The organism is Streptomyces sp. NPDC014907, from assembly GCF_055562975.1.
On sequence record NZ_JBVHEG010000002.1, the window covers coordinates 68,005 to 83,526 of the forward strand.

General features: G+C 75.0%; 14 protein-coding genes. 2 read left to right on the forward strand and 12 right to left on the reverse strand.

The genetic code is table 11. From position 1 onward, the window contains the following. From ACZ3IL_RS05700 to ACZ3IL_RS05725, 6 genes are all read right to left on the reverse strand, one after another. The gene (locus ACZ3IL_RS05700; RefSeq protein WP_467386968.1) at window positions 1–750 is read right to left on the reverse strand and encodes an endonuclease/exonuclease/phosphatase family protein; all 750 of its coding nucleotides are present in this window, start codon (window positions 748–750) and stop codon (window positions 1–3) included. Window positions 751–853: 103 nt separating this feature from the next. Next, window positions 854–1,795 (reverse strand): ROK family glucokinase, encoded by a 942-nt coding sequence (locus ACZ3IL_RS05705; protein WP_467386970.1) that lies wholly within the window; start codon window positions 1,793–1,795, stop codon window positions 854–856. Window positions 1,796–1,861: 66 nt separating this feature from the next. Further along, entirely contained in the window at window positions 1,862–2,302 is a 441-nt protein-coding gene (locus tag ACZ3IL_RS05710; protein ID WP_467386972.1) for a DUF5304 domain-containing protein, read from the reverse strand. A gap of 79 nt (window positions 2,303–2,381) precedes the next feature. Beyond that, window positions 2,382–3,584: an ArsA family ATPase gene (locus ACZ3IL_RS05715; protein ID WP_467386974.1), complete on the reverse strand. Its 1,203-nt coding sequence runs from the start codon at window positions 3,582–3,584 to the stop codon at window positions 2,382–2,384. A 65-nt stretch (window positions 3,585–3,649) separates the two neighbouring features. Beyond that, entirely contained in the window at window positions 3,650–4,093 is a 444-nt protein-coding gene (locus tag ACZ3IL_RS05720; RefSeq protein WP_467386976.1) for an SRPBCC family protein, read from the reverse strand. Window positions 4,094–4,197: 104 nt separating this feature from the next. Continuing rightward, on the reverse strand, window positions 4,198–4,965 hold the full coding sequence (locus ACZ3IL_RS05725) for a metallophosphoesterase family protein (RefSeq protein WP_467386978.1): 768 nt from the start codon (window positions 4,963–4,965) through the stop codon (window positions 4,198–4,200). Window positions 4,966–5,281: 316 nt separating this feature from the next. On the opposite strand from ACZ3IL_RS05725, the gene ACZ3IL_RS05730 reads away from it, so the two are divergent. Further along, window positions 5,282–7,078 carry an AMP-dependent synthetase/ligase gene (locus ACZ3IL_RS05730; protein ID WP_467386980.1) on the forward strand — a complete coding sequence of 599 codons (1,797 nt, stop codon included), beginning with the start codon at window positions 5,282–5,284 and terminating at the stop codon, window positions 7,076–7,078. 69 nt (window positions 7,079–7,147) lie between these two features. Here ACZ3IL_RS05730 and ACZ3IL_RS05735 read toward each other — a convergent pair whose 3' ends face one another. Then, window positions 7,148–8,290, reverse strand: a complete 1,143-nt coding sequence (locus ACZ3IL_RS05735) for a glycosyltransferase family 4 protein (RefSeq protein ID WP_467386982.1) — start codon at window positions 8,288–8,290, stop codon at window positions 7,148–7,150. Window positions 8,291–8,388: 98 nt separating this feature from the next. Here ACZ3IL_RS05735 and ACZ3IL_RS05740 point away from each other — a divergent pair, with 98 nt between their 5' ends. Further along, the gene (locus ACZ3IL_RS05740; RefSeq protein WP_467386984.1) at window positions 8,389–9,660 is read left to right on the forward strand and encodes a glycosyltransferase 87 family protein; all 1,272 of its coding nucleotides are present in this window, start codon (window positions 8,389–8,391) and stop codon (window positions 9,658–9,660) included. A 158-nt stretch (window positions 9,661–9,818) separates the two neighbouring features. Here the strand turns inward: ACZ3IL_RS05740 and ACZ3IL_RS05745 are convergent, their stop codons facing one another. The 5 genes from ACZ3IL_RS05745 to ACZ3IL_RS05765 all read right to left on the reverse strand — a co-directional run bounded on the left by ACZ3IL_RS05745 (window position 9,819) and on the right by ACZ3IL_RS05765 (window position 15,492). Further along, entirely contained in the window at window positions 9,819–11,045 is a 1,227-nt protein-coding gene (locus ACZ3IL_RS05745) for a hypothetical protein (protein WP_467386986.1), read from the reverse strand. Between the two features lie 237 nt (window positions 11,046–11,282). Continuing rightward, window positions 11,283–12,332, reverse strand: coding sequence for a C40 family peptidase (locus ACZ3IL_RS05750; RefSeq protein ID WP_467386988.1), 1,050 nt, complete (start codon window positions 12,330–12,332; stop codon window positions 11,283–11,285). A 195-nt stretch (window positions 12,333–12,527) separates the two neighbouring features. After that, complete coding sequence (locus ACZ3IL_RS05755) at window positions 12,528–13,595, reverse strand: C40 family peptidase (protein ID WP_467386990.1); 1,068 nt, start codon at window positions 13,593–13,595, stop codon at window positions 12,528–12,530. A gap of 257 nt (window positions 13,596–13,852) precedes the next feature. Next, window positions 13,853–15,217, reverse strand: coding sequence for an NYN domain-containing protein (locus ACZ3IL_RS05760; RefSeq protein ID WP_467386992.1), 1,365 nt, complete (start codon window positions 15,215–15,217; stop codon window positions 13,853–13,855). Window positions 15,218–15,249: 32 nt separating this feature from the next. After that, a complete protein-coding gene (locus tag ACZ3IL_RS05765; protein WP_030205668.1) occupies window positions 15,250–15,492 on the reverse strand; it encodes a hypothetical protein in 243 nt (80 codons plus the stop codon). Window positions 15,493–15,522: the final 30 nt, after the last annotated feature.

Here is a 15,522-nt window from a genome sequence, read left to right on the forward strand (position 1 = left end):
TCAGCCTGAGGAGGCGGGCACGCGGACCGCCGCGAGCACCGGAAGGTGGTCGGTGGCGGCCCGCAGGTCCGCCGGGTCCAGGTCCGCCGGGACCCCGCAGCCCAGGAACTCGACGCCCGGGGTCGCGAGGACCGCGTCGATGCGCTGGTGCGGGTCGTCGGGGGTCGAGGTGAACTCGCCGCCCCACGGGGCGACGGCCCAGCCGTCCCGCAGCTCCCCGGTGAGCCGGGTGAAGGCGGGGCCGCCGGGCCGCTCGTTGAGGTCGCCGGCGACGAGGACGTGCGGGGTGCCGAGCGCGGCGACCCGGTCGAGGACCATGCCCGCCTGCGCGTACCGCTCGTCCTTCCGCAGGCTCAGGTGGCAGCTGACCAGCCCCACCCGGGCCCCGGCGAAGCGGACGACGGCGGTCGCCAGGCCCCGGCGGTGCAGGCCGGGGGTGAGCGGCAGCAGGACGTCCTCGGTGCGTTCCACCGTGGCCCGCAGGGAGCAGAGCAGCAGCGGTCCCGCCGCGGTGGCGCCGCCGCTCAGGACGACGAGGTCGCTCCTGGCGGCGAGCCGGGCGGCGTGCTTGCGCCAGCGGAAGAAGCGCGGGGCCTCCTGGACGAAGACGACGTCGGGGGCGCAGGCCCGGATCACCCGGACGAGGGCGTCCTCGTCGTCGCGCATCGAGCGGACGTTGTAGCTCAGGACCCGGAGGACGGCCGAACCGTCCTCCTCGGTGCGGGAGTTGGGCAGCTCAGTGATCGCCATGACGGTCAACATACGACGGCCGCCCGCCGCGTCCCGGGGGACGCGGCGGGCGGACACGCGTGTCTTCGCACCTCTTCGTGCGGGCCGGTCGTCCCCGTAGGGGTCAGCCCTGGCGGGCCAGGTCCGCCGCGCCGACCAGACCGGCCTTGTTGCCGAGCCGGGCCGCGAGGACCTGGGCGTGCGGACGCCACTGGCCGCCGATCAGCCAGCGCCGGAAGGACTTGCGGATCGGGTCGAGGACGAGGTCGCCCTCGTCCGAGACGCCGCCGCCGACGATGAACGCCGAGGGGTCGAAGAGCGAGGCCAGGTCGGCGAGGCCGGCACCGGCCCAGCGGGCCAGCTCGCGGAAGGAGTCCACGGCGACCGGGTCGCCGGCGCGGGCGGCCTGGCTGACGTGCCGCCCCTCGATGCCCTCGGGGGTGCCGTCGCCGAAGCCCAGCAGCAGCTCGGCGTTCTCCGGGGTGGCCGCGGCGCGCTGCCGGGCGTACCGGACGAGGGCGCGCCCGGAGGCGTACTGCTCCCAGCAGCCCTGGCTGCCGCAGCCGCACAGCAGGCCGTCCGGGACGACCCTGATGTGGCCGAACTCCGCCGCCACGCCGAAGCGGCCGCGGCGCAGCTTGTTGCCGATGATGATGCCGCCGCCGAGGCCGGTGCCGAGGGTGATGCAGATGACGTCCTCGTGGCCCTGGCCCGCGCCGAACCGGTACTCGCCCCAGGCGGCCGCGTTGGCGTCGTTCTCGACCACGACGGGCAGACCGACGCGCTGCTCGACCTTGTCCTTCAGCGGCTCGTGCCGCCAGTCGATGTTGGGCGCGAAGAGGACGGTGGCCCGCTTGTCGTCCACGTAGCCGGCGGCACCGATGCCCACGGCCTCGATCGAGTGGCCCTTGCCGGCCTCGGAGACCGCCGTGCTGATCGCGTCGACGATGCCTTCGGGGGTCGGCGGGGTGGGCACCTTGTGCGTGTCGAGGATCTTGCCCTCCTCGTCGACCACGCCGGCCGCGATCTTCGTGCCGCCGATGTCGACGCCGATGGTGAGTCCCATGTGTCCCTCAGTTTTCGGTCGAGCCCCGCTAGGGCCCACCGTACCCGAGGGAGAGGCGCGCCCCGGTCAGTCCAGGTCGATGTGCTGCCCGGTTCCCGGGCCCCCGTCGTCCTTCCGGGACGCCCCGGAATCCGGGGGCGACGGGTCCGCGGGGGCGGTTCCGCCCCGGGTCCAGCGGCCCTCGTGCCCCTCCACGGCGGAGCGGTAGGCGGCGAGGAGTTCGTTCCCGGCGGCGGCGAGGTGGTCGAAGACCTGCGGGTTGCGCTCGACGACGGGTTCGACGACGGCCTTCGCCCGGTCGACGAACCGCCGTACGGTCTGCTCGGCCCCGGCCGCGAGGAGCGGGTTCCCGAGGCCTTCGGAGACCTTGCCGGCGACCGCCTCGAAGAGCTTGCGGAACTCCTCGGCGGCCGGTCCGGGGCCGGTTCCCCGCTCGGCCCGGCGGCGGGCCCTCTCCGCCTCCAGGTCCTCGGCGCACGCCTCGGCCCAGGCGTCCTGATCGCTCATGGGGCACTCCTCGGTCGGCTGGTACTCCGACGGTACACGGACGCCGGGGGGCGCGGGCTCCGGCGGCGGGGCGCGCCCCTCACGGGGTGCGGGGCCAGAGTCCGGGGTCGGGCGTGAAGCGGACGCGGAGCTCCCCGTCCACGAGCCCGGCGCCGGTGACGGAGCAGCGGCGCAGGGCGGCGGGCAGGGGCAGGGCGCGGCGGAACGGTCCCGCGCCCAGCAGCAGCTCGTCGCCGCGCCGGACGAGGGAGAGCTCCTCCTTGACGGCGCCGGGCAGGGCGAGGTGCCAGACGAGGACGCCGTCCTCCTCCCGCCGGTCCTCGACGGCCCACGCGGGCACGGGCGCGGGCGCGGTCCCGGTCCGGGCCGGGGCCAGGAGGGCCAGGTCGCCGGCCCCGCGCGGGGTCCGGCCGAGGTGGGGGAGTTCGTGCAGGGCGTCGCCGGCGGCGGCGCGGAGCCCCTCCAGGTGCCGGTGCTGTTCGGCGGCCAGCCCGGCGAGCCAGGGGTCCCCGGAACCGGCGGGCAGCAGCCGGTTGGCGACGACGGTCTCCAGGGGGAGCCGGTGGAGGGCGAGGCCGAGCCGGGCGGTGCGCAGGGCGCGGGCGGCGGCGGGTCCGGGTTCGAGGACGATCCGGACGGTGGTGGCGGGGTCCTCGACGACGGCCTGGACCGCGGCGAGTCCCGCCTCCCAGTGGGCGGTGGTCCCGTACAGCCACTGCGCGGGCATGGGGACCCCGGCGAGCTGGGCGAGCACCGGGCGCAGGGCGCGGGCGGCCTGCCGCTCCGGGGGCAGCAGCCGGCGCAGGTAGCGGCGGAGCTGTCCGGGCAGGGCGAGGACGGCGAGGGCCTCGGCGAGCGGGGGCAGGTCGACGACGGCGAGGTCGTGGTCGCCCTCGGCGGCGTCGCGGAGGCACCGGAGCAGGGCGAAGGCGCGGCTGCCGGGGAGTTCGGTGAGTTCGGCCTCTTCGAAGGGCGCGGCGCCGAGCAGGTCGAGGGCGGCGGCGGAACGGGCCTGGAGGGCGAGGAACTCGCGGCGGAAGTCGGCGGCGGGCGCGGGCCGCAGGACCCGGAGGTCCCCTCCGCCCGGAAGCCGCCCGGTCCGGAGCCCCCCGTCCGGGAACTCCCCGCCCGGGAGCCCCGCACCCGCGCTCTCCGCGGCCTCCTCGGCCTCCTCGGAGACGAGCAGGACCCGGCGTCCGGCCCGTGCCTCGGCGAGGGCGGTCGCGGTGGCGACGGTGGTGCGACCGGCGCCGCCGGGGCCGGTGACAAGGATGATCCGCATGCGGAGGACGCTACCGCCCGCCCGCGACGGCGGACGCCGGGGTCCGCGCCCCCGCCGCGCGGCGCCTACGCGCCGGCTTCGACGCGCTTCTTCAGGCCGGCCAGGGCGCGGTCGATGATGACCTTCTCGGCCTTGCGCTTGATCATGCCGAGCATGGGGATCTTGACGTCGACGGTCAGCTGGTAGGTGACCTCGGTGCGCCTGCCGCCGTCGAGCGGGGCGAGCCGGTAGGAGCCGTCGAGGGAGCGGAGCATCTGGGACTTGACCAGCGTCCAGCCGACCTCGTCGTCCCCGGTCCAGGTGTACGCGAGGGTGTGGTCGTCCTTGATCGCGCCCGCGTCGAGGAGCAGCCGGACCTTCTCCGCGCGGCCGGCGGCGTCCCTCTCCAGGACCTCGGCCTCCTTCACCTCGCCCGTCCACTCGGGATAGCGGGCGAAGTCGGCGATCACGCCCATGACGTCGGCCGGCGCCGCCTCGATGGTGATGCTCGAGCTGGTGTGTTCGGCCATCGCGGTGGCTCCTCCACTGTGCGGTCCGGCGGAAGTCAGGGGCACAGACGTGCCGACGGAAGGCTATCGCGCCCGGGGCCGGGCCCCGCACGGCAAGGGGCGGGTCACCACTCCAGGACGAAGGGCCTGCCGGTCGAGGCGAAGTGGCCGACGTTCACGCACTCGGTGGCGCCGATCCGCATCCGCCGGACCAGCGGCTGGTGGACGTGGCCGAAGAGGGCGTAGCGGGGGCGGGTGCGCCGGATCGCGTCGAGCAGGGCCCGGCTGCCGCGCTCGAAGCGGCGGGCCACCGTGTCGTAGGTCAGCTCGGCCACGTCCGGCGGGATGTGGGAGCAGAGGACGTCGACCTCTCCGAGGGCCTCGACCTTCGCCGCGTACTCCTCGTCGGAGATCTCGTACGGGGTGTGCATCGGGGTGCGCAGGCCGCCGCCGACGAAGCCGAAGACGAGGCCGCCGATCTCGGCCCGCCGTCCGTCGAGGACGGTCGTCCCGGGACGGGCGAACTCGGGCCAGAGCCGGGGGACGTCGACGTTGCCGTAGGTGGCGTACGTGGGGGTGGGGAAGGCCGCGAAGAGTTCGGCGTACTGGCGGCGCACGGCGGCCTCGACGGCGGTCTCGCGGTCGACGTCGAGCGTGGCCCAGAGGCGGCGGGCGAGTGCGCGGGCCTCGTCGAAGCGGCGGGCGGTGCGCAGTTCGACGATCAGGTCGGCGTTCTCGACGCCGAAGAGGTCGGGGAAGATCCCCCGGCCGTGGTCGGCGTAGTCCAGGAAGAGGACCAGGTCCCCCAGGCATATCAGGGCGTCGGCGCCCTCCCCCGCCACGGCGAGGTCCGCCGCGTTGCCGTGTACGTCGCTGACCACGTGGACTCGCATGGACCCACCTTAGGGGGGCGTCCCGCGCACCCGGGCCGGGTGCGGCCGGACCGGGTGCGCGGGACGGCTCCCGCACCCCCCTACCTGCGGTTACTTCCGAGTCGGGAACGCGGTGGATTACTGTGCGCAGAGCACCGTCACGGGTGTGTGACGCAGGGAACATCTGGCCGGGACCCCCTATCGGGAACCATGTACTGGTGGGTAACGTCCGGGCAGTCCAGTCGTGCTCACCCCCACTGAGCACCCGCCCGGACGTGGACTACACCGGTGCATCACACAGAGCCGTGGCGCCGGCGCCCGATGAGGAGCAGCAGTCTTGCGCGAGTTCAGCCTTCCGGCCCTGTACGAGGTCCCCACGGACGGCAACCTGACGGATCTCATCCGCCGCAACGCCTCCCAGCACCCAGACGTCGCCGTCATGGGGCGCAAGACCGACGGCGGCTGGGCCGACGTCACCGCCACCGAGTTCCTCGCCGAGGTCCGGGGCGCCGCCAAGGGGCTGATCGCCTCCGGCGTGGAGCCGGGCGACCGGGTCGCGCTGCTCTCCCGCACGCGGTACGAGTGGGTGCTCCTGGACTTCGCGATCTGGAGCGCGGGCGCGGTGACCGTGCCGGTGTACGAGACCAGCTCGCCGGAGCAGATCCGGTGGATCCTGGGCGACTCGGGCGCGAAGCTCGTCCTGGTGGAGAGCGCGGCCCACGAGGAGGCGGTGTCCTCCGTCCGGGACGACCTGCCGGAGCTCACGGGCGTGTGGCGGATCGAGGACGGTGCCGTCGCCCGGCTCACGGCCGACGGGGCCGGCGTCTCCGACGAGCTGCTGGACGAGCGCATGTCGGCGGCGACCGCCGACGACCCGGCGACGATCGTCTACACGTCGGGCACGACGGGCCGCCCCAAGGGCTGCGTCCTGACCCACCGGGCCTTCTTCGCCGAGTGCGGCAACGTGGTGGAGCGGCTGAAGCCCCTCTTCCGTACCGGCGAGTCCTCGGTGCTGCTCTTCCTGCCCGCCGCGCACGTCTTCGGCCGGCTGATCGAGGTGGCCTCGGTGATGGCCCCGATCCGCCTGGGCTGTCTGCCCGACATCAAGTCCCTGACGGACGAGCTGGCCTCGTTCCGGCCGACGCTGATCCTGGGCGTGCCCCGGGTCTTCGAGAAGGTCTACAACTCGGCGCGGGCGAAGGCGCAGGCCGACGGCAAGGGCAGGATCTTCGACAGGGCCGCGCACACGGCCATCGCGTACAGCCGGGCGCTGAGCACCCCGCAGGGCCCGTCCCTCGGCCTGCGGCTGAAGCACGCCCTCTTCGACAAGCTGGTCTACGGGAAGCTGCGGGCGGTGCTCGGCGGGCGCGGCGAGTACGCGATCTCGGGCGGCGCGCCGCTGGGCGAGCGGCTCGGCCACTTCTTCCGGGGCATCGGCTTCACGGTCCTGGAGGGCTACGGCCTGACGGAGTCGTGCGCGGCGACCGCGTTCAACCCGTGGGACCGCCCGAAGATCGGCACGGTCGGCCAGCCGCTGCCGGGGTCCGTGGTGCGGATCGCCGACGACGGCGAGGTGCTGCTGCACGGCGAACACGTCTTCACGGGCTACTGGAACAACGAGGCGGCGACGGCCGAGGCGCTGGCGGACGGCTGGTTCCACACGGGCGACATCGGCACCCTCGACGAGGACGGCTACCTCGCGATCACCGGGCGGAAGAAGGAGATCCTGGTCACGGCGGGCGGCAAGAACGTCGCCCCGGCCGTCATCGAGGACCGCATCCGGGCGCACGCCCTCGTCGCGGAGTGCATGGTGGTCGGCGACGGGCGCCCGTTCGTGGGCGCGCTCGTCACGATCGACGAGGAGTTCCTCGGCCGCTGGGCCGCCGAGCACGGCAAGCCGGCCGGTTCGACGGCGGCCTCCCTGTGCGAGGACGCCGACCTCCTGGCGGAGGTCCAGCGGGCGGTCGACGACGGCAACGCGGCGGTCTCCAAGGCGGAGTCGGTCCGCAAGTTCCGCGTCCTGCCCGCCCAGTTCACGGAGGAGGCGGGCCACATCACCCCGTCCCTGAAGCTGAAGCGGAACGTGGTGGCGAAGGACTTCGCGGACGAGATCGAGGCGCTCTACCGGGGCTGAGCCCGGCGGACGCGCGGACGGAGAGGGGCCCCGGGCGATCCGCCCGGGGCCCCTCTCCGTCCGTGGCGCTCAGAGCAGCTCGCGCAGCCGTTCCGCCAGCAGGTCCCAGCGCCACCTCTCCTCGACCCAGGCCCGGCCGCGCTCGCCCATGCGGGCGCGCAGTTCGGGGTCGAGGAGGAGGGCGGTGACGCGGTCGGCGGTGTCCCCGGGGGAACCGCCCCGGACGACCCAGCCGGTCTCGCCGTCGAGAACGGCGTCGGGGGCGCCGCCGGAGTCGCCGGCGACGACGGGGAGGCCGGTGGCGGAGGCCTCCAGGTAGACGATGCCGAGGCCCTCGACGTCCAGGCCGCCGCGCCGGGTGCGGCAGGGCATGGCGAAGACGTCGCCGGCCCCGTAGTGGGCGGGCAGCTCCGCCCAGGGGACGGCGCCGGTGAACCGCACCGATCCGGCCACGCCCGTCCCGGCGGCGAGGCGGCGCAGGTCCTTCTCGTACGGGCCGCCGCCGACGATCAGCAGGACGGCGTCCGGAACCCGGCGCAGGATCCGCGGCAGGGCCCTGATCAGGGTGTCCTGGCCCTTGCGGGGCACGAGCCGGGAGACGCAGACCACGACGGGGCGGTCGCTGAGCCCGAGCCGGGCGCGGACCTCGTCGCCGCCCGAACCGGGGTGGAAGGTCTTCTCGTCCACGCCCGGCGGGAGCTGGACCATCCGGCCGGCGGCGGCGGGCGTGAGGGCCTCCGCGATCCGCGACCGGGTGTACTCGCCGAGGTAGGTGACCGTGTCCGTGCCCTCGCCGATGCGGCGGAGCAGCTGCCGGGAGCCGGGGAGCTGGGCCCAGCCGGCCTCGTGGCCGTGGGTGGTGGCGACCAGGCGCCGGGCACCCGCCCGCCGCAGGGCCGGGGCCATCAGGCCGAGCGGGGCGGCGGCGCCGAACCACACGGACTCGCAGCCGTGCTCGCGCAGCAGCGCGGTGGCGCGGGCGGTGACCCGGGGGGTGGGGAGCAGCATGGTGGTGCGGTCCCGGACGACCGTGAAAGGCTGTTCGGCGTCGAACGCGGCCGTCGCCCCGGCCCCTTCGCGGCCGTGCTTCCAGGTGGAGGCGTACACCACGACCCGCCGGGGGTCCAGGCGCAGGGCCATGTTGTGCAGGAAGGCCTGGATTCCCCCGGGACGCGGCGGGAAGTCGTTGGTTACGATCAGGGTCTTGTGCATCGGGGCCGACAGTACGCGATCACATCCTCCGCCCGGCACCACCACCCCCCGCGCCAGCGGGCCGACAGAACAAGGACGAGACAGTGACGACGGGCGCAGTGGGTAAGGGATCACGCGCGGACCTGCGACTCCCCCTCGGCCTCTGGGGCCTCAGCCGGGCGATCCTCCTGCTGGTCGTGTTCAAGGTCGTGGTGATCCCCGGCCCGGACATCACGTTCGACATCGAGAACATCTACCAGGGCTGGTACGACGTCCTGCGGACCGGCACGTACCCGCTGGACGACGTCACCTGGCAGTACCCGCCGGCCGCGGCGTTCGCGATCCTCTCCCCCGCGCTGCTGCCGTTCCTCGGCTACTCGGCCGCCTTCTTCCTCCTCGCGCTCCTCTGCGACGCCCTGGTCTTCGGCCTGCTGCTCCACACCGGCCGCCGGGCGGGCCGGACGTCCCGGGGCGCCTGGTTCTGGCTGGCGGCCGTCCCGCTGCTCGGCCCGATCACGTACGCCCGGTACGACGTGATGGTGACCGCCGTCGCGGTGGCGGGGCTGCTCGCGGCGGGCCGGAGCCCGCGCGTGCTCGGCGCGCTCGCCGGCTTCGGCGCGGTCCTGAAGGTGTGGCCGGTGCTGATCCTCGCGGGCACCCCCAAGGGGCGGGCGACGTTCCGCTCGTGGCCGGCGGCGGCGGGCGCGGCGGCGGCGGTGCTGCTGTTCTGCGTGCTGTGGATGCCGGGGGCGCTGGCCTTCCTCTCCTTCCAGCGCGACCGGGGCACCGAGGTCGAGTCCCTGGGCTCGATGGTCTTCCACGTCGCCCGGCACTTCGGCTGGGAGGGCGAGGCGCGGATGAACTACGGCTCGATCGAGTTCCTCGGGCCGTACGTGTCCACGGTCTCCACGGCCGCGATGGCGCTCACGTTCGCCGCCTTCGCCTGGCTGCTGCTGTGGCGGGTCAGGGCGCGCCGCTTCACCTCGTCGACGGTGGCGGACGCGGCCTTCGTGGCGGTGCTGCTGTTCACGCTGACGAGCCGGGTGCTCTCCCCGCAGTACATGCTGTGGCTGGTCGGCCTGGCGGCGGTGTGCCTGGCCTTCCGGTCGAGCCGGATGGAGCGGCCCGCGCACCTGGTGCTCCTGGCGGCGGCGGTGACCCAGTTCGAGTTCCCGGTGTGGTTCTCGCACGTGACGCGGAGCGATCCGCTGGGCATGGCGGCGCTGTTCTCGCGCAACGGCCTGCTGATCGCCGCCGCCCTCCTCGCCTGCCGGATCCTGTGGCGGGAGACGGTCACGGAGCCGCGCCCCGCCGGCGTCGCGGCCATCCCCGCGCAGGCGGGACACCCGGACCGCGAGAAGACCGGGAAGACCCTGACCGGCTCGCGCTGAGGAACGGCGGGGCCGGACCGGGCGGGAGCCGGGCCGGACGGGAGCCGGGCCGGACGGGAGCCGGGCCGGACGGAGCGAGGGCCGGAGCGGGGCGGGGGCCGGACGGGCCGGGGGCCGGACCGGGCAAGAACCGGACAAGGCGGGAGCCGGGAGGCTTCCTAGCCGAGCTGCTCCTCCACGTACACGCGCCACTCCCGCGTGAAGTCCTCCGGCGTGGTGCCCAGGACCTCGTGGAGCGCCTTCTCCACGGCGCCCTTGCGTCCCGGGTGCGCGCCCACCGCCCGGTAGAAGGCCACCAGCTTCTCCTCGCTCCAGCGGTCCGCGACCATGCGGCAGGCCAGCCAGCCGCTCTCGTACGCCCGCGCCAGGACCTCCGTGTCGCCGCCGAAGGCGAAGTCGCCGTCCTCCGGGAGCCGGGCGGGCGGGCCGTCGTCCTGGACGGCGCGGGTCAGCTCGGGGGCGGCCTGGACGGGGGTGCGGTCGGCGTCCCGGTAGGCGACCCAGTCGGCGAAGCCCTCGGAGAGCCAGACCGGGGTCGAGGGAGTGGTGTGGGCCCGGGTGGCGACGTGGACGGTCTCGTGGGTGAGGACGAGCTGCCGGCCGAAGTCGCCGAGGACGCCGTACGCCTCGGGGTTGACGATCACCCGGTCCGCGGGCGCGTCCGTCCCGCCCGCGGTCTCGCCCGTGGTGACGGCCGCTATGCCCCGGTAGGAGCTTCCCGGCTCCCCCAGCAGCTCCCCCATCGCGTTCAGCGAGCCGGGGACGAGGACGACCACGCGGCGGGCCCAGTCCGCGTGCCAGGCCCCGGTGACGGCGGGGACCGCCCGGTCGGCCGCCGTCGCGATCTCCCGGAGCCGGGCCGGTTCCTGGCCGACGCCGAGGACGAGGGAGCGGGCGCTCCGGACGGCCGCGACGTCCCCCTGTTCCCACAGCTGCCGGGGCGTGCCCTTCGCGGGCCGCTCGCCGGTCACGTACCAGCGTCCGTCCCGTTCGGCGAGGTCCAGGACGCGGGCCCCGGTGACGGGCCGCCGGTCGTACCCCCGGAGCCGGTAGCCGAGGTCCGCGCGGACGGTGGCCCGGCCGGGGGCGGCGCGGTCGACGCCGGTGACCCGGTACGACCAGCCCTCCAGCGGCACGGCAGCGAGCCGCCGGTAGAGGGTGAGGCCGGCCGGGGCGTACGCGGGGTCGAGGGCGGTGCGGTAACCGGGCTCGTCGCGGTCCAGGAGGGCCCTGGCGTGCCGGTCCAGGAGGGTCTGGATCTCCCGGGAGGCCGTGTCGGCGGGTCCCCCGGTCCTCGTGCAGCCGACCGGGCCCGTCAGGGCAAGCAGCAGGGCCAGCAGACAGACGGCTGCCGGCCGTCGCGCTCCGCACCGCTGACCTGCCACGCGTCCGATCGTACGATCCGAACGGCGGTCGTGGCTCCCGGCCGGTGCGAAACGGTCCCGGCCGGGGCCGGCGCGGAGCCGGACGGGACCGGTGCGGGCCGGGACAGGACCGGGGCGGGCGGGGCGGGGACGGAGCCGGCCGGGACCCGTGCGGGCGGGGGCCGAGGCCGGTGCGGTCGGGGCCGGGACGGGCGCGGGGCGGGCACGAACCGGCGCGGCCGGGGCCGCGCGCCCGGCTCAGACCCGGGTCACCGTCACGTGCGACATCATGTCCACCGGGTCGTAGCGCACCCGCGCGCCCGGGTAGGGGGCGTGGATGACCTGCCCGTTCCCGGCGTAGATGGCCACGTGGCTGGCGTCGCCCCGGTACGTGACGAGGTCGCCGGGCCGCGCCTGTGCGAGGGGGACCCGGCGGCCCGCGTACCGCTGCGCGGCGGAGGTGCGCGGCAGGCTGACCCCGGCCTGCCGGTACGCCCAGACCATCAGGCCCGAACAGTCGAAGGCGGAGGGGCCGGTCGCCCCCCACGCGTACGGCCTGCCGATCGCGCTGCGGGCGGCGGCCACCGCGGCGGCGGCCCGGGAGGAGACCGGCCCCGGGTCCCCGGGGAACGACGGCCCGCCGCCGGGGCCGCTCCCGGCGCTCCCCCCGTCGGGGGCGGCCCCGCGGCCGCCGGTGCGGGAGGCGCGGTCGAAGTCGGCGCGCTCCGCGGCGGTGAGGGAGGCGAGCACCCGGCGGGCCTCGGCGAGCTTGCCCTCCACGGCGCGCTTGTGGCGGGCGACCTCGTCCCGGCCGCGTTCCAGTTCGGCGAGGGCCGCGCGGCCCTCGCTCCGCAGCTGCGCCAGCCGGCGCTGTTCCCGCCGGAGCGCGCCGAGCGCGTCGTTCTGGCGGTCGGTGGCGCGGTCGAGGGCGGAGGCCCGGTCGAGGTAGCTGTCCGGGTCGGAGGAGAGCAGCAGCGCGAGGGCGGGGTCCATGCCCCCGGAGCGGTACTGGGCCCCGGCGACCGCGCCGAGGACGCCCCGCATGCGGTTGACCCGCTCCTGGCCCCGGGCGAGGCCGTCCTGGGCGTGGGCGACCGTCCGGCGCAGCTCGTCCGCCTTCTCGTCCGCCCGGTTGTAGCCCTCCGTGGCCCGCTCCGCCTCCGTGAGGAGGCGGTCGACCGCGGCCCGGGCGGTCTCGGCGCCGGTTCCCGGGTCGGCGCTCGCGGGGACGGCCCCGAGGGACGCCGCCGCGGTGGCCGCGGCGGCGGTGAGGACGGTGACCCTGGCGGATCGGCGGTGGGACGCCACGGATCGCGCTCCGTTCGGCTCGACGCAGACTGGCGCGGCAGACAGTAGCCGCTGCCACCTCCGCGTCCAACGAGGGCGACGGGCACGCACAGTGACGCCCCGCCGGAGACCACAGGTCACCGGCGGGGCGTCAGGTCAGTTCCGTTCTCGGCGAACCACCCGTTCGGGCGGCATGCCGCGCGGGTCGGCGGGGGATCAGCCGCCGACGCGGACGCCGAACTGGAAGGTGCCCATGTAGTCCATGGACTCGTAGCGGACGAAGGCGCCCGGCTTGGGGGCGTGCAGGATCGTGTTGTTGCCCGCGTAGAGGCCCACGTGCGACAGGCCGTTGAAGAAGACCAGGTCGCCCGGCTGGAGCTGGCTGCGGCCGATCTTGGTGCCGTCGTTCTGCTGGGTGTAGGTGACGCGGCTGATCCGGGCGCCCGCCTGGCGGTAGGCCCACTGGGTCAGGCCGGAGCAGTCGTACGAACCGGGGCCCTCCTCGCCAGAGGCGTACGGCTTGCCGATCTGGGTGGCGGCGGCGGCGAGCGCCTTGCCGGCGAGGCCGCTCACGGAGCCCAGGTCGACCGGGGCGCCGCCGCCGGTCAGGTCGGTCCGCCGACCGGCGTCGCGGCTGGCCCGCTCCTCCTTCTCCCGCTCCTCCTGCTTCAGCCTGGCCTTCTCGGCGGCCGTGAGGGTGTCGAGGACCTTCCGGGCCTCGGCGAGCTTGCTCTGGAACTTCTGCTTCTTCTCGCCGAGGGTCTTGCGGACGTCCTCGAGGTCGGCGAGCTTCGCGGTGGCCTCGGCGCGCTGCTGCGCGAGCGTGCGCTGCTTGGCCTGGATCGAGGTGAGGACGTCGGCCTGCTGGGCGCTCAGCTGGTCGATCGCGGACGCCTTGTCGAGGTAGGTGTCCGGGTCGGCGGAGAGGAAGAGCTGGAGCGCCGGGTCGATGCCGCCGGAGCGGTACTGGGCGCTGGCGACCGAACCGATCTGGTCGCGCAGGACGTTGAGCTCCTGCTGGCCCCGGGCCACCTTGTCCTGGAGGTCGCCGACCTCCTTCTGCAGCTTCCCGCGGCGCTCGTCGGCCTGGTTGTACTGCTCCGTGGCCTCCTCGGCCTCGTGGTGCAGCTTGTCGACCTTCGACTTGACCTCGTCGATCTTGGGCTTGGCGGGGGCCGCCTGGGCACCGGACTGTGCGGTGAAGGCGACGGCGGCGGCCGCGGTCACCGTGAGCACGGTCACGCGGGTGCGGCTCGGCTGCTTGGGTCGACGGTGGGACGCCACGAAGGCGAGCTCCTTCTTCCTCAGAGCCGCCCGGCCGGTCAGGGGCGGGCGGTTCCTCCGCCGTCACCCCGGATGGGTGACCAACCGCGCGAAGGTTCGAGCCCTGACCCTAGTGACCAACTTGTGATCAGTTCAAATCCCGACGGCAAAAATCTCGCCCACCCGGCACTTTGTTCACACGCACCGTACGGGCAGTGAGGGGGACTTGACGGTGCGCCATCCAGAAACCGGTCATAAGGCCCACGGGTTGACACGGGTCACGAGAGCCGCGAAAGCCGCTTCAGCAACAAGACGGACGGGACCGGCCGCGCACCCGCCTTCGCCACCCCGTCGGCCACCTCGCGGTCCGTGGAGACCACCACCACCGGCCGGCCGGGCGGCTCCGCCCGCACCAGCTGCCGGATCAACTCGTCCGCCGTGACGCCCGCCTTGGAGAACAGCACCCGCACCCCGCGCGGCGGCGCGAGCAGCACCGGGGCCGCCAGCTCCGCCCCGTCGAAGACGCAGGTGACCTCGGCGCCCGACCGGGCCGCGAGGGCCGAGAGGCCGCCGAGCAGCCGCAGCCGCTGCTTCTCCAGCGGCATCGTCGGATAGCCGGTCTTGGTGACGTTGTAGCCGTCGACCACCAGATGGGTCTGCGGCAGCGCGAGGAGCTGGTCGAGCAGGGCCGGATCGGTCTCGGAGAGCGCCCGCGCCGCGATGTCCTTCGGGGACATCCGCCCCGGCTCCACCGCGTCCACGGTGTCCGCCGGATGCGTCGAGACGGGCGGCAGCGCCAGTTCGCGGCGCAGCCCCTGCGCCGCGTCGAGGACCGTGTCCAGGAGGAGCCGCAGCCGCATGTCCTCCACCGAACGGCCCTCGCGTGCGCTCCTGCGGCTCGCCTCCAGGGCCGCCTCGACCTCGCCGAGCCTGGCCCTGAGCCGCCGGCTCTCGCTCTCGGCGGCCGACACCCGGGCCGCCGCGTCCGCCCGCACGGTCTCGATCTCACCCTGGACCCTGCGCAGCGCCGCCTCGCCCCGCTTCACGTCGCTCAGGGCGCTGCGCAGCTTGCGGTGGAACGACTCCGCCTCCCGGCGGGCCGCGTCGAGGTCGTGCCTCAACTGCTCGGTCTCGTCCCGGGAGCGGTCCCTGGCCGCGGCGAGTTCCCGGCGCAGCCGCTCCAGTTCGCGCCGGCCCGCCTCGTCGGCCCGCTCGGCGTCGGCCCGCTGGGCCTCCTCGCCCGCGGCGGCGACCAGCTTGACCCAGCCGGGCGGGCGCAGCACATAGGCGGCCGCCGCCACGTCGACGGGGTCGGCCGCCGCGGGCGGGGTGCCGCTCTCCAGGGCTCCGGCCAGTTCGGGGTGGCCCTGCTTGAACCGCTCGCCGATCCGCTGCCGGAAGACCGGGTCGCTCTCCAGGGCCGACGCCATGGCGTTCCCGGCGAACTTGGCCCGCCGGCTCGCGGTGAACCGGGCGTACTGCCGCAGGGGCGGGGGCAGCTCGGCGACGGTCAGCCCGCCGAAGGCGTCCGCGACCAGCGCGACGACCTTCCGCCGCACGCCTTCCGGCAGTGGATGGTCGAACGTCTCGGCAGCGTCACCTGCCGCGCCGGCCGGCTCTCCACCGTGCGCGGGCTGCTCCACGATCCGTCACCCCTATGTCGTCCGCGCCGTCCTCAGGAAGCGGCGCCCGGCCTGTCCACCAGTTCGATCCGGTCCACCGCGTTGCACCAGCGGCAGCGGACCGACTCGATGGTCTCACTGACCACCTGCCGCTCCTCGACCGTCGGTTCTCCGGCGAGGTCCAGATGGACGTACTCGACCACCTTGGACGAGCGGGTCACGTCGAAGCGGGTGAGGTTGCCGCAGAGCGTGCAGCGCCAGCGGGTCTCGGCGGTCGGCAGGGGAACCGTCGTCATCGTGCCGTCCTTCTTCCTGTGGTGGGGTAC

Bases quoted from the DNA above. Each gene is read 5' to 3' on its own strand.
- ACZ3IL_RS05700 (WP_467386968.1), bottom strand. From the start codon at position 750: ATGGCGATCACTGAGCTGCCCAACTCCCGCACCGAGGAGGACGGTTCG.
- ACZ3IL_RS05705 (WP_467386970.1), bottom strand. From the start codon at position 1,795: ATGGGACTCACCATCGGCGTCGACATCGGCGGCACGAAGATCGCGGCC.
- ACZ3IL_RS05710 (WP_467386972.1), bottom strand. From the start codon at position 2,302: ATGAGCGATCAGGACGCCTGGGCCGAGGCGTGCGCCGAGGACCTGGAG.
- ACZ3IL_RS05715 (WP_467386974.1), bottom strand. From the start codon at position 3,584: ATGCGGATCATCCTTGTCACCGGCCCCGGCGGCGCCGGTCGCACCACC.
- ACZ3IL_RS05720 (WP_467386976.1), bottom strand. From the start codon at position 4,093: ATGGCCGAACACACCAGCTCGAGCATCACCATCGAGGCGGCGCCGGCC.
- ACZ3IL_RS05725 (WP_467386978.1), bottom strand. From the start codon at position 4,965: ATGCGAGTCCACGTGGTCAGCGACGTACACGGCAACGCGGCGGACCTC.
- ACZ3IL_RS05735 (WP_467386982.1), bottom strand. From the start codon at position 8,290: ATGCACAAGACCCTGATCGTAACCAACGACTTCCCGCCGCGTCCCGGG.
- ACZ3IL_RS05765 (WP_030205668.1), bottom strand. From the start codon at position 15,492: ATGACGACGGTTCCCCTGCCGACCGCCGAGACCCGCTGGCGCTGCACG.